The sequence below is a fragment of the Stenotrophomonas sp. NPDC078853 genome (assembly GCF_044901215.1).
GTDB lineage: Bacteria > Pseudomonadota > Gammaproteobacteria > Xanthomonadales > Xanthomonadaceae > Stenotrophomonas > Stenotrophomonas lacuserhaii.
On sequence record NZ_JBJDOQ010000006.1, the window covers coordinates 141,706 to 155,183 of the forward strand.

9 protein-coding genes are annotated in these 13,478 nt (G+C 64.1%); 1 reads left to right on the forward strand and 8 read right to left on the reverse strand.

What is annotated here, in order from left to right; translation table 11 throughout:
• Positions 1–2: 2 nt before the first annotated feature.
• The 4 genes from ACI2JH_RS08760 to ACI2JH_RS08775 form a co-directional block, all read right to left on the reverse strand.
• Positions 3–221, reverse strand: a complete 219-nt coding sequence (locus ACI2JH_RS08760) for a hypothetical protein (RefSeq protein WP_404735955.1) — start codon at positions 219–221, stop codon at positions 3–5.
• 61 nt (positions 222–282) lie between these two features.
• Positions 283–510, reverse strand: a complete 228-nt coding sequence (locus ACI2JH_RS08765; RefSeq protein ID WP_404735956.1) for a hypothetical protein — start codon at positions 508–510, stop codon at positions 283–285.
• 160 nt (positions 511–670) lie between these two features.
• Positions 671–1,159 (reverse strand): hypothetical protein, encoded by a 489-nt coding sequence (locus ACI2JH_RS08770; RefSeq protein ID WP_404735957.1) that lies wholly within the window; start codon positions 1,157–1,159, stop codon positions 671–673.
• Positions 1,160–1,169: 10 nt separating this feature from the next.
• Positions 1,170–2,084: a hypothetical protein gene (locus ACI2JH_RS08775; protein WP_404735958.1), complete on the reverse strand. Its 915-nt coding sequence runs from the start codon at positions 2,082–2,084 to the stop codon at positions 1,170–1,172.
• A 205-nt stretch (positions 2,085–2,289) separates the two neighbouring features.
• Here ACI2JH_RS08775 and ACI2JH_RS08780 point away from each other — a divergent pair, with 205 nt between their 5' ends.
• Positions 2,290–2,415: a hypothetical protein gene (locus tag ACI2JH_RS08780; RefSeq protein ID WP_404735959.1), complete on the forward strand. Its 126-nt coding sequence runs from the start codon at positions 2,290–2,292 to the stop codon at positions 2,413–2,415.
• Between the two features lie 51 nt (positions 2,416–2,466).
• Here ACI2JH_RS08780 and ACI2JH_RS08785 read toward each other — a convergent pair whose 3' ends face one another.
• The 4 genes from ACI2JH_RS08785 to ACI2JH_RS08800 form a co-directional block, all read right to left on the reverse strand.
• Positions 2,467–2,664, reverse strand: a complete 198-nt coding sequence (locus ACI2JH_RS08785) for a hypothetical protein (protein WP_319624102.1) — start codon at positions 2,662–2,664, stop codon at positions 2,467–2,469.
• 77 nt (positions 2,665–2,741) lie between these two features.
• Positions 2,742–7,724: a carbohydrate binding domain-containing protein gene (locus ACI2JH_RS08790; protein WP_404735960.1), complete on the reverse strand. Its 4,983-nt coding sequence runs from the start codon at positions 7,722–7,724 to the stop codon at positions 2,742–2,744.
• Positions 7,725–7,728: 4 nt separating this feature from the next.
• Positions 7,729–12,303 carry a tape measure protein gene (locus ACI2JH_RS08795; protein ID WP_404735961.1) on the reverse strand — a complete coding sequence of 1,525 codons (4,575 nt, stop codon included), beginning with the start codon at positions 12,301–12,303 and terminating at the stop codon, positions 7,729–7,731.
• A 421-nt stretch (positions 12,304–12,724) separates the two neighbouring features.
• The gene (locus ACI2JH_RS08800) at positions 12,725–13,468 is read right to left on the reverse strand and encodes a hypothetical protein (RefSeq protein WP_404735962.1); all 744 of its coding nucleotides are present in this window, start codon (positions 13,466–13,468) and stop codon (positions 12,725–12,727) included.
• Between the last annotated feature and the right edge of the window lie 10 nt (positions 13,469–13,478).

Consider the following 13,478-nt stretch of genomic DNA (forward strand, 5'->3'; position numbering starts at 1 on the left):
CCTTAGACGGCCAGGTCCCATTCCATATCCGGCGGATCGATGCGGTTGGCGATCCGTTCGAGCCGGCCGGCCTCCGCCCTCAAGCTCGCGGCTCCGCGCCGACGCCGCGCACGGGTCCTCCAGTCGCCGCCACTCTCCCTGTCCAGATCGTCGGCCTGCTGCCATAGCGAAGCCGCCCTCGCGCGCGCCCAGCGCGCCTTGCCGATGCTCTTCTGATCCATGCACCTACTGTCGACGCCGGCGGTCGCACGCGCCGATACGGAGGCAACGGCGGCTGACTGCTTACCAGGTTCGGTTCTTTCGCTGGGCCGCGCGGGCCACTTCGCGCTGATCGATCTCCAGACGAATCCGCTGGTGATGCCTGACCGCCCACAGCTCAGACCCGATCACGCCCTGCTCGTAGCTGGTGCAGATCCGGCGTCCGCGGTGCTGCTCGTCAAGATGACGGTCCACCTCGACCCACCAGACCTCGTCGTCCGGGCGCTGCGACCGGCGCAATACCTCCGTCAACCAAGCGCCAGCGGATGCCCGGAGGAAGCGTGCGCGCAGGACACGGTCGGCCGGTCTCACGCGTATCGATAAAAGACAAAAGCCCCGCCGAAGCGGGGCTTTGGGTCAGGCTGCCTTTGCGGTAGCGAGGCAGGTCACGACCGAAGCCTGTCAGGCTGGTTTAAGCAGGATTTTCAGTCACCGGCGGCCCAACAATCACGATTCCGCCGCCACCCCCACCGCCGCCGCCGCCGCCGCCGCCAATTGGCCCAGTATTTCCTCCGCCACCACCCCAGCCGCCACCGTCACCCCCGCCCCCACCACCGGAACTCGGCGGCTGCTGAGTCCCAGGGATGGGCTGAACGCAAACAGTACCCGCCAAGCACAGGACGTTCGCCTCCTCCTTAGATCCGTCGGCCCATGTGACTACGATTTTGCTTCCCGGCGGCAGAGACGTCGCTCCATGCGTGGTTCGGTACATGCCAGCCAGACCTAAGAGACCGGCGATTCTCAGCTCGGACATTTCATAAGCGGACAATCCCTGCGCTGACTGCACTTGATTGTAAGGATAAGCACCCGCGTTAATTGTTACTGTGGCAGCAACTGCAGCAAAAGCAACTAAAGCGAATCCAACAATGCTCCATTTCGCCTTCTTGGAAACCTGGCTCATCTACGCTCCTTTAAGTTGATTTCTTCCTGACAACTTCCTGTACTTCAACTATCGCTTTATCTAGCGATTCCTGCTGGCCTGCGGGAACGGCATTGGTCCTGATGGCATCCTCAAACCCAGCAGTCCCGCATACGCCTGTATTCATGCAGAGCGAATCCATACGGAAAGACCCTGTGCCGCAGTCGGCCCCCATCCGGCACGCCACTATGCCCCATGCGTAATTTGCATAGGGCCCAGTAGCCACCGACTTGAATTCCGCGAGGTCAGCCGATTCTGGCGCCATGGCAAGCAAGTCACCGAGGGCGAAAATCGCTTCAGCGTCTGCGGAATTGACGGCGTCACGAGCGATCGCCTGATAGTCCCCGGGCTTGAGAGAAGTCAGATTTGCGGAAGCGATCGCGATCTTCGAGTACGTATCGCCTTGACGGGCGGCGCGCTCAAACCAGTTCGCATAGGCTACTTGCGGGATCACCTGACCGCCATCGACCTCAGCGCAGGTTGCCGAAAATCGTTTCTTGATATCATCGTAAGCGCCTTCCGGCTCCCCACGCATACGCGCAAACGTGTCCAGCATGGAATACATGTTTGAAGGCGAAAGACTGAAAACGGAACAACGCTGGTAAAGGTTCGCCAAGTCGCGCTGTGCGACGACGTCGCCCGCCTCGGCGCGCGCAAGAAGCTCTGAAAATCTTTCCGCCGCCAACTTAGGATCGGCGCGCTTCCAGAGGCTCGACTCTATTGCACCGTATGATCCTAACGAGCCAGATGCGGCAGTCACGTGCTCGGGGATGGTTTGCTCAGCCTTGTTAGTTGCGGGCGCCCCGGACGTTGCGCGTGTCTTGTAAACGCTGAGGCCGAACCAAACAGCTCCAGCGGCAAAGATGACGATCGTTGACCAAGTTAAAACTTTACGAAGTTGTGACATCCGTCTTCCTGACTAGAGCCTGAACTCTGGCGATCGTAGCACGATCGAGTTTGGAAGTTTTTCCCCCAATTTGGATATCAAGAGGTGGGCCGCCGCGCTTGCGGCAAACCCGCCACGCTCCGCGCGGCAACAGGAGCACCGCAGCACCGCAGCACCTTCAAGATCATCATCGGGGACTGCAGCTGGCTGCCGCGGACACGACCGCATGCCGGTGTGGCTGACGGCCGGCCAGGCCGATGATTGGCTGGCCGCCGAGCCCGACGAGGCGATGGCGATGCTGCTGGCCAGCGAGCCGCGGCGATGGAGGCCTATCGCGTCAGCCGCGCTGTGAATACGCCGCGCAACAACCAACCGGCCCTGTTGGACCAGGTCGCCTGACGCCTCAGGCGGCCTCGTCTTCGGGCTCGACCTCCGCGGTGAAGCTGTAGATCCGACCGACCTCCATGCCGGCAGCAGCCGCCGGCGACACCGACAACGTCATCTGCGGCACACCCGCATCGAGCGGAACGAAGCTCAGCGTGACAACGCCTCGCTGGTCTGCCGTCTTCATCTCCATCTGCAGCTTTGCACGAAACTTCATAGTTCTCTCCTGGTAATGCGGTGGCTGGGAACGCTGGCCACCGCGTCAGCGATTGGTGCATGGGGCGGCAGGGCCGCCTATGGTTCTTCGGTGCTGACCACCGACATTGACTGCCGGCCGATCTGACCGATGCCTTGGGCGGTAATTGCCGCCTCGTACACGAAGTTCTGAAAGGTCGAACCCGGCTCTGTTGCGGTGAAGGAACCGTCGCAAGCGAAGAAGTACATCTGCTGCCACCCACCGTTCGGCAGCTGGGGAATCCCGGCGTCGCGATCGTGATAGATGTTGGCCTCCAGCACCGAGTACGCCTGGAACGCCTGCTGCGACACCAGTTGAAGTCCGCCGCCAGCATTACGCCGCAGTCGCAGGACAGTGGTCGTAGAGATGCTGGGCGGCGGCGGCTCGTTGTTCCACGACCGACCGTCGTACCAAGTGGTGTACGTCGGCGACGACGTGCTGAATGAGGCCACGACAAGACGCTGCCTTCCATGTGCAGGGAACGGCCCGACTTCGACATACGGGTATGGCGCCGTGCTATCGGTGCGGTTGGCGTTCTTCCAGATGCCCGCCGAGAGCGTGCCGCCAAAGTAGGCATTTCCGTTGACGTCCATCCAGACCGTCGCGTTCTGCTTGTTGGCGGCCCCTGCGCCGACGTTCGGCCCGAAGTAGTCCATCAGGTCGCCGCTGCCAAAGCCGGTGCCGATGATCCGCTGCGAGTTCCCCTTCCATACGCGGATGTAGCCATCGCGCATCTCGATGCCCTCGGGCTTGTTGGGGCTGAGGATCTGGAGGACGTTGGCAAGGATTTTCATGTCGACGACCTTGCCGTCGTTCTTCGTGACCAGGCCGCCAGTCAGCCCGTCGGCCGTCACGTACATGCTGTATCCGGCAAATGACTCGTTGCCACCCGCCGAGTAAGGGGACGGCCCTGTGGATTCGGCCTTCGCCACCTCCAACATGGGCATCGCCATCCACACGCCTGCAAAGCGACCTGCTGACACGTCGCAGCGAGCAAACATGCCGACCTTGGCCTTGGTTGCGCCGGCGGGCACCGTGTACTTCAGGAACACCCGAGTCCACTGGCTGATATGGCCCCAGTTGCTATCTGGGGTAGACACGAGATTGGAGATCGGCTCGGCAATGAAATCTCCAGCGCCATTGGAGAACTTCATCACCACGCCACCACGCCCGTAACCGAACGTGCTGATGTAGCCGCTGAGGATCACCGTGGAACCGGGCACCACCGGCAAGTATTTGTCGGTGTAGATGTAGCAGGCGTTGTCGTTGATCGTGGCACCGCTCACAGCATCAGATCGGATGCCGACCACGTGGATGCCGTGCTGATCGAGGTAGCGCCCGGACTGGTCACGACCCCAGCCAAATCCACCTGTTCCCGACCACCCAAGCGCGTACTCAAGGGTCCAGCCCAGAGTGTCCGTTGCGAACGTGGAGTTGGGAATCTGATTTCCAGATCCGGTGAGATTGCTATTCACCGTAGCCGTGAGCGTCTGCACCACGCTGGCGTCTGCCTTACCTGCCACGCTGGCGCCAACCTGGTTGACCTGCTGCCCGAGGGCAGTGATCTGGCCGCCCTGCTGGGTGACGGTCGTGGTCAAAGCGCTGAGGCCGTTCGCCGCCGCTTCAGCGGTTGCCTTTGCGCCTAGCGCATCGGTGACGTCCGAGATGGTAAGGTCGTCGAACATCACAATTACCCCGGCTTGGCGAGCCCCCCGCAAGGACGCAAACAGTCGAATCCGGGCTGCCGAGCCACTGGTGGTGATGTAACCAGATATCTTGGTCCATGCCGCGTTGGTCAATCCACTCAGGTTCTGACCAACCACCGGCCAATGCAAGTTCCCATCTGCCTCGTCAGCTGCACGCACGCCGAGATGCGCGGAACCGGAAGTCGGCGTAGTGCTCGCGTCGGCCAGACGGGCAAAGCCTTCAACGTAGTAGCTCCGAGCGGGCGAGACCGGGACGTCTCCGCTGATGTTCACGTCGGCGTTCCCGCTACTGGACGTGGTGACGACCTTCGCCTCCATCGCTTTGCCGCCAGTGCGCCGAATTCCGCTCGAGTTCCCTGATCGAACGGTAAATGACACGCCGTTGCTATTGGACAACTGCGCATCCGTGTCGAACGTCTCAAACGTGCCCTGCGGAAACACCGAAACGCCACCGCTCATCAGAGCCGTCAGCTTTGCACTCGCCGTCGTGATCGCCTGGCCCTGAGCGGTGGTGGTGCCCTCCAGCGCGGTCACCTTACCCGAGAGGGTACTCGTAGCGATCGAGTTCGCCTCGGTGGCGCTGGCGATCTCATCGAGTGACGGCGTATAGCCCGTCGCCACAGCCCCGACCTGCAGTTGTACATTGTCCCATTCCACCCATTGATCAACCACGTTCAACCCATATGCGCGTAGGTATACGCGCGCAGCGGCAGCGTTGGCCGGTGCCGGGTTGGCCGGGGTAAACACCTTCCGCGACCAGTTCTCATCAGTAAGGGTCGTGGTGCCCGGGCTACCGATATAGGAGATGACCGCGCCGTTGGCGTCATGCCACGCTATCTGCAGGAACCAGCGCGTCCCTGGGGTGCCGCGCAGATAGGCGGATACCGTCACTTTCTCACCGGGAACGATGCGAGTGCTCTTAACGACGGTGTTGCTGATGGCTTCCAGATAGCCTGTGACCGGGACGTTCTGGAGCTCCCAACGCCACGCACGGCTTGACCCAGGTAGCATCGAGGTAGCCAACAGGCGACGGGTGACGGCCGATCCCAAGCCAGCGCTGTTGTTCCCCCAACCGGGAACCCCCCCGGCACTTGTGGCCTCCCGCTCAAAGCTGCTGTTACCCACCAGATTGTCGCCACCGATGTTCTGTAGGCTCGCGGTGACACTGGTCAACGCGGTGCCTTGACTGGTAACGGTGTTCGCGAGCTGGGTGACCTTGCTGTCCAGCGAAGTCAGCGCTGCATTGCTGGCCTTGCCGGCCACGTCAGCCTGCACCTGAGTGAGCGCGGTTCCCTGACTAACAAGCGTTCCTTCTACGACGCCAACCCGGGTGGTGATGGCAGTTAGGCCCGAGGCATTGGAGGCGATCAGCTCTTCGTCGGTTATATCGACGAATTCGAAGTCGTCCACTAGGACGTAGCCGGCCGTGTTGCGGAGGCCGGCAGAAAGCCGGAACCTGGTCGTGCCCTCTGCGATCGTGAAGACGTTCTCCACCACCGTCCAGTTGGTCCAACCCGAGTTGTAGACCCGCGACCACAGCAAGACCTCCGTGCCGTCCGTCCGGACGGCACCTACGCGAATCTTTGAATTGTCGGTGTCGCCGACATAGTCCGCACTGACCTTTACCCAAGCTCGCAGCCGGTAGCGCCGTCCAACTTTGACCTCGATCCCCTCATTGAGGTTGGCCTGTGCCGAAGTGACCACCCCAAACGGGACGCTGGTGCCTTTCAGGCATTTACCGCCACCGCGCCCCTCGGTCGCACTGACCGACCATGTGCCGGGCTGGCCACCGGTGATCTGCCAGCCGGCGAGGTCGTTTCCGATGTCGCCGTTGATCACCAGGTTCACGCCCCGGCCCATCGCCGCGCGCAGATCCGAAGACACCTTCGTCGTCGCCTGGGCATTGGCCTGGTCCGCCGCTACCATCGCATCCTGCAGGGTCGTCACCGATGCGCTCGTGGCGAGGCCGCCGCTGCCGGCAGGCATGCGGGCTTCCATGGTCGTGATGCGCTGCACCTGCGCACTGTCGGCCGCCGCGCGGGCGGTGCGCTCATCGCCCATGAACCCCTGCGCTTGGCTGAGGTCGGTTCCGGCGTAGTTGCCGCGCATCTGCACGGCCAGCGTATTCCGCTGCGTGGCCTCCGCCGCCAGCGCGGTGACACGGGCCTGCGTCTCTTCCTGCACCAGCGCCACACTGGCGCCGGGCGACGGCCGACCGATCGCCACCCAGTCGATCAGGTAGTAATCGGACAGCGCCTGCGCGGCACCGAGCTGCAGGCGGATCGCCGCCACGGTGGCCGGCCACCACGGCACGTCAGCCGCGTCCATCGTGGCGACGCCGTTGCTGTCCCATGCCGGCTCGGCCATGGCCACGCGCTTGGCGGCGTTCCACGTTGCGTCCGTCGTGGTGATCCACTGAAGCGCGCCGGCCCAGGCGGGCTTGCCCACCTTCTTGATTCGCATCTTTACGTAGCGGTAGGCGCTGCCGTCGATCGCCAGCCCACCCGGCGATTGCACGTAGGGATTCGCCGCGGCATTCGCCGGGCGCAGCCAACCGTCAACCAGCACGGGCGCTCCGTTGCCCGTCCAATTCTCAACGGTCAGGTTGAAGTCCCAGATCCGCTTGCTGTCGAACTGCGTGCCGCTGCCAGCGGCGACCTCGGACAGCGCGCGGGAGAGCGAATCGAATCCGTTCTGCTGCGTCTCGCTGACCGCGGTGATGGCGGCCTCGCGCTCCAGCTTCTCGTTCAGCAGGTCGGTGGCGCGGGTCTGCCCCTCGGCCGCGATCGCGTCCATGGCCTGGCCGATCTGGGTGACGCGGGTCTGCGCCTCCAGCACCAGGCTGGCGTTGACCGAGCCGATATCGCGCGCACGGGCGGCCGCCTCGTTGGCGTCAGCCAGCGCTCGGTCCACGATCTCTTTGTCCAGCTTCTGCTGGGCGGTAACCAGTTGGGCCGTGGTCGGCACCGGCGTGGCCTCAACCACCGTGCCCTGCCCCGGCTTGCCGCGCACCGAAGCGGTGATGCGGAAATACCACTTCTGCCCGCTGCCATCGCTGTAGAGGTAACGGGTTTCGGTGGTGCGATGGATCTCCGTCCACGGGCCGTTCTGGCTGGGCCCACGCTCGATGATGTAGACGACCCCGGCCTGGTCGATGGCGTCCCACTCGATCAGCACGCCATCGGCCACCGGCTCAGGCGTCACGCCGTCCACCGGCGGCGTCTCGGGGGAGACGTATACCGTGGGGAACCAGGACGAGTTCTGCGCCGTCACCGGGGTGACAGATGGCAACGCGCCCGCCCCGATATCAATCAGGGTGATTTTCCGTTCTTGCATGAGGTTACCTGTTGAGGGTTTCGCGGATAGCGGAGCTGTTGCTCGTGCGTACGCCGGACGTGGTCACGCGCAGTAGCTCGCGGAGCACCTGGTTCTGTTCGGCCAGCAGGGTGTTGCCCTGCTGCACGGCCGCCGTCGTCTCTGCCTGCCCCTTCCCATCGACCACCAGGTCGAACACCGCCCGGCTGAAGTTGTCCGGCAGCGCCTCGATCACGTCAGCCAGCTTGCCCATGCTGGTGCCGTCCTCAAGGTCGAGGTCGCCCACCTTCATGCTGTCGATCAGCCCAGTGACTTGGCCGTACAGGTTGTTGTAGTCCTTGCCGCTGGCGAACAGGTTGCGCCCGAAGCCCAGGACCGCCTGTGCGGCCGCCTGCGCCGCGTTGCTGTCGCCGCCGGACACCGCGCGCTCCAGCTCACGCATCGTCTCCTGCAGCTTCTCCTGGTCGGTCAGAGGCGACAGGTCGCTGATCGACAGCCCGTACTTCATGGCCTTCTTGTCGGCGTCGATCTGGGCCTGCAGCTTGCCCATGTTGGTCGCCCGCAGCGCCTCGATCTTGGCCAGGTCTTCCGCCCGGGCACCAGACAAGCCCAGCGCCTTGGCGTAGTCGTTGGCCGCCTTCACCTGCTGGCGGTACGTGCGCTCGATCGTGAGCGCTTGGGTCTGGTACTGCGTCAGGTTGCCGGTGAGCAGCTGCGTGGACACGTCGGCCATAAGCGTGGCGTAGTTGCCCAGCAGCCCGGTGACCTTCTCGATCTGGGTGGCCAGATCCGTGCCGGCAACACCGGCCAGGTCCTGGAAGTAGTCCACCGCCTTGTTGACCTTCTCGATCTCCATGCTGTTGAGCGCCCGACCCAGCTCGTCGGCATTGCCCACGGCCAGCGCGATGGATGCGCTCAGCGCGGAGAACACGTCGGCCGACTCGTAGTAGCCGTCGAGCTGGTTGCCGAACCCGGCCGCCCGAACCGCCTCGGTGAACAGGCGGTCGGTCATATCACCCAGATAGGCTTCCAGCTGGGCCTTGGCCTCGGCCGAGTCGGCCGACAGCGTCAGTTTGCCCAGGCTCACCCGGACGCCGGCGAGCTGCTGCGTCAAATCGACACCCAGCTGCTTAGCGAGGTCCGTCGTCGCCCCGCGCACCTGGCGCGCGGCCATGTCGAAGGTGCGATCAATGTTCGGATCGAGGCCGGTGTACTGAGTCCACTTCTTGTCGCTGCGGAACAGGCCGCCCTTGGCCTTGACGTCGGCATAGCTCTGGCCGGCAAAGCCATCGAAACCATAACTGCCGGTAATGCCCTGCCCCGTGATCTTGGGCGCGCTACGGCCGAACAGCTTTGCGTGGATACTGGAGCCGGACAGGATCGATGCCGTCTTGTCGTTGAGGCCCAGGCCACGGAAACCCTTGTCCGCCAAGCCGACAGCGCCCGCCGTGGCGATCTTGCCTGCCCAGCTTTCGCCGTTGGCGATGTCCCATCCCTGGTCGAACAGCTCCGCGTTTTTCATCATGCCGGCGACGATCCAGCCGATGATCGGCACCGCCGCCGCGGCGGCAGACCCGGCAGCACCAGCGCCAGCTGCTGCGGTCCCACCCGCGGCGCCGCCGCCGGTGAGTGCGGCGACGTTGTTGCCGAATCCCATGAGGCTGCCCGCGCTGGCGCCACTAGAGGCGGCGGCGGAGCCGGCACTGAAAAGGCCCTGCCCCTTGGACAACAGCCCGGCGATCGTCCCAAGATTCTGGCCACCGGCGGCGGATCCGTTCCCGCCGAACATGCCCATGATGCTCTGCATGCTGAAGCCGCCGCCCTGGCTGCCCCAGTTGCTGAAGCCCTCCATGATCCTGGTCTGGATCGGGATCACCAGCTTCTGCTGCAGCAGCTGGCGCGCGAGGTTGCGCAGTCCCTGCTTAGCCACGTCCTTCAGGTCATCCCAAAGCCCGTTGAAGTCGCGCAGCCCGCCGGCAACAAAGTCCGCCATCGCATCGGCGGCATCGCCGACACCGTAGATCACCACGTTGGCCCAAGCCTCGACGTTGGCCGCTGCCTCTTCTACCCGCAGCGATAGCGCTGCAGATGCATCAGCCGCAGCCAGCATCGACCGCTCGTACTCTTCGTAGCTTGCCGCGCCCTTGGCCAGTGCCAGCGCTTCCTTGCCGCCGGCGGCCTCGACCGCCTTTTGCAGCTCCTGCCGCATGTCCCGCTCATTAAGCAGCTGTCGGCGGTACAGCTCGCGCGCGCGCCCGATCTTGCCGAGCATAGCCAGCTCGCCGTCCATGGTGGCCAGCAGGGATTCCGGGCTGGACAGCGCCTTGTTGATTTCCGCGGTGGACTGCTCAAGTGCCTTCTGCGACTCCAGCACCAAGGCGTTGTACGCCGCCCGCTCGATGCGCCCCTCCTTGAGCGATTCCTTGAGCTTGTCCTCGAGCTGCTTCTGGCGCTCCGTGGCCTCGGCCAGCGGTCCCGCCATGGTCGCGGCGGCCATCGCCGCTTGCTCGTTGTAACGCTTGATTGCCTCCGCGTCGGCTTTGCGGTCCTTCGCGCCGGCACGCTCTGCCGCGGACGCCGCCTTGCGCGATTCGGTGAAGGTCTTCTGTGCGGCAGCGAGATCGGTCTGGAGCCGGATGTACTGGGCGCCCTGCTCGATGTACTGCTTGACCTTCGGATCGTCCCGCTTGGAGAAATCGACTCCGCCCGCCTGGGCCTCCTTGAACCAATCGGCCACATCCAGCTTTGCAACGTCGGCGGCGCTCTTCCCGACACGAGCAAGCTGGCCGGGAAGCGACTGCATCGCCGATGCGATGCGCTTACCGGCGGCGCCGGCCGAATCCCCCAAGACGTTGAACGATCCCGACAGGGCGTCGGTTGCGGTCTTCGCTTGGTTGCTGCTGCCAGTAAAGGCCTCGAGAATCGACCTCTTACGGTCGACCTCCCGGCCAGCGGTAGCCGCTGCGGCCGTTTCTTCGGTCAAGCTCTTCGTGACGGCGGCCGCGGCCGGGGAGCCTTCAATCATGACCCGCCAAGCAGCCTCAAGACCGGTGGCAAATTCGTCCGCCGTGACTTTCCCCGCCTTGAATGCGGCATCCAGCCGTTCGGTTTCCTTGATGAAGGCCGACGCCTGGCCGACGTTGGAGAAGTTGGTAGCTGCTGCCACCATCTCGCCAATCGAGCCGGTGATCGTCTTGTAGTTGGCGTCGATCTCCTTCTGCAGGCGCAGGATTTCGCCCGCCTGCTGCTGACGGTTCAATTCGCGGAACTTTTCGATCGCGGTGTCGGCAGCACCGCCGAAATCGATCAGCGCGGCTGACGCGGTGTGGGTGTTGTCTCGGAAGATCAACCAACCAGCTGCTGCCGTAGCCAGCATCGTCACGATGCCAGCAGGCCCGCCCAGCATGGCAAGCGTCGAGGAGCCTGCCCGCGCCAGCCAACCCGCGTTTGCGGCGGTGGCCTGGGTCTGCGCCTGAGCCAGCAGCAGGGTTGCTTGCCGGTGTTCAAGAGTCGCGGCAGCAGCCTTGGAGCTTACCGAAACGCTGCCGCCGATCGCAGCTGTGCGTCGGACCTCCGCCTGGGCATCAAGCATCGCAGCGCGGGTGCGCAGCTCAAGTTGCTGGGCCGCCGCCAAGCTCTGCGCCGCGGCGGCCCGATCGGCAACCATCCCAGCGTTTGCAGCTGCCACCCGCGCGAGAAGGGCCTTGAGCAGCGGACCAGAAGCCACGGCCGCGCCAGCCACTGCCACCATCTCCAAGTTGTTGCCGAGCGCCCCAATACCAGCCGCAAGCGCCCTTGAGGCGCCAGTTGCCTCATCCGCCCTTCCGATCATCACCTGCAGGTTGTTGTTGAACAGCGTCATCGACTGGCCAACGGTGGCGTCCATCTTGCCGAACGCCGCGTCCACTGCGCCGGCTTGGCTCTGCAGTGCGTTGATCACCTGTTGGGAAGACAACTTGCCCGCGGCACCCAACTCTCGCAGCTTGCCGATCGGTACATTCAAGCCTTTCGCAATGGCCTGGGCCAGTGCGGGCGCTTGCTCGAGCACTGAGTTCAGCTCCTCACCGCGAAGCGTGCCGGATGCAAATGCCTGGCCCAACTGTACGAGTGCTGCGTCCGCCCCCGCAGCTGACGTGCCGCTGATAACCATCGTCTTGCTGATAGTTTCGACGACGCGCGCCAAGTCCCTGCCAGAGAGGTTCAGAGCCTCTTGGTTCATCGCGATGCGTTGGTACAGCTCTGCGGTGGCGCCGAGTGGCTGTCGCGCAGCACCGGCGATGCGGATCACATCTGCCTGCGCGGCTGCAAACTGAGCCTGCCCCTGAGTCACCAAGCGCAGCCGATTATTGAGGTTCGTCCACTCGTCCGCCTTGCCGACTGCGGCTTTCACGGCCACCAGCGCAGAGGTGAGGCCCACAGCTTCGAAGGCAACGCGGCGGAAGCCGGCCGCGACCTCGTCGGCCCCGCGCCGCGACGCTTCCGACATAGACGATTGGATGGCCGCCATGTCGCGCTGGACTACGCGAGCAGCCTTTCCGCTGTCGCGCTCGAAGGAGCCCGACTTCAGCAGCAGGTCTACGGTAAGGGTGTAGAGGCTCATTGCGATTCCAAAAAAAAAGCCCGCACTAGGCGGGCTTAGAGACTTATGGAGGGTTCTTTCTAACGGATCGGGATCTCCGACCCGTTGATGGTCACGCCAGTCACGACACCGGCTGCGTCGGCAATGCAGGACGCTGACGCCGGCTGAGAACTGCCATATCGTTCCGGCAGAGTCAGTCCCGACCCTGAGGGCCAAGCGAAGTAGTGCTCGTTCCCAGACCCCATATCCTTCGCATACGGGACCTTGGTGCTGCCTGCGTCCCCGGTTGCGGACTGAATCGCGCTCATACAGTTCAGCAGCGCCTGCTTGGAACCGTCATCCCGCGCGGAACAGGCAACCATCAACGCCAGCAGTAGCAGGGGTGGGAAACGGAGTGCATATTTCATAGAAACTCCCGATATTTTTGCTGGGATCATGCCAGCTACGCCGGGATTTCCTCAAATTCCAGGTATCCAGAGAAGTACTGCCGGCTGATGTTCTCGGCAGAGGGCAGCTGGGTGGCGTGGCCATAGATGGCAGCGCGCGCGGCCAGAACCGGATCGAACGCCTTGGTCTGAATGTCGCGGTATTGCGGCACGACACATGCGCGCTGGCGCCCCGCCATCGCCATTGCCACCGTCTCCCAGTCCGTTCCGTCCAGGCCGCCCTTGCGCACCACTGCCGTCGCGCGGCCCGACAGCGTCGCGGTCAGGCGGCGGTACACGGCACCGGCTACCGTGTTCACCTGCCCACCCTTGGTCCGCGTGTGGGTGCTGGCGTCGATCGGCGCCACCGCCCATCCATCCGTGATTCCAACGTCCACCGTCCGGAAGATCGCGATCTCCCCCACCTCCACGTTGGCCACCGTGGTTTCGATCTGGACCGCCACACTGCTGACCGCGGCCGTGCCGGTCGGGAAGAGCCATGCACATACGGTCCCGGTCGGCAGGCGTACGGTCTGGCCGGTGGCGCCCGCCGCCCGCACGGTGACGCCGGCGGGCACGTTGAGGCCCAGCACGGCCACGATGCCCGGCACAACAGCCTCAGCCAGGGTGATATTTACGGACAGCGCACCGGTGCGGGCGATACGCGCCCGGCGCGCGGGCTTGCCGTCGAACAGCGCCGCGCCTCCGTCTGCCGTCAGCCAGGTCCCACCTACCAGCGCCACCGACTGAGGGGCTGGCATTCCATATCCG

Bases quoted from the DNA above. Each gene is read 5' to 3' on its own strand.
- ACI2JH_RS08760 (WP_404735955.1), bottom strand. From the start codon at position 221: ATGGATCAGAAGAGCATCGGCAAGGCGCGCTGGGCGCGCGCGAGGGCG.
- ACI2JH_RS08770 (WP_404735957.1), bottom strand. From the start codon at position 1,159: ATGAGCCAGGTTTCCAAGAAGGCGAAATGGAGCATTGTTGGATTCGCT.
- ACI2JH_RS08775 (WP_404735958.1), bottom strand. From the start codon at position 2,084: ATGTCACAACTTCGTAAAGTTTTAACTTGGTCAACGATCGTCATCTTT.
- ACI2JH_RS08780 (WP_404735959.1), top strand. From the start codon at position 2,290: ATGCCGGTGTGGCTGACGGCCGGCCAGGCCGATGATTGGCTGGCCGCC.
- ACI2JH_RS08785 (WP_319624102.1), bottom strand. From the start codon at position 2,664: ATGAAGTTTCGTGCAAAGCTGCAGATGGAGATGAAGACGGCAGACCAG.
- ACI2JH_RS08790 (WP_404735960.1), bottom strand. From the start codon at position 7,724: ATGCAAGAACGGAAAATCACCCTGATTGATATCGGGGCGGGCGCGTTG.
- ACI2JH_RS08795 (WP_404735961.1), bottom strand. From the start codon at position 12,303: ATGAGCCTCTACACCCTTACCGTAGACCTGCTGCTGAAGTCGGGCTCC.
- ACI2JH_RS08800 (WP_404735962.1), bottom strand. From the start codon at position 13,468: ATGCCAGCCCCTCAGTCGGTGGCGCTGGTAGGTGGGACCTGGCTGACG.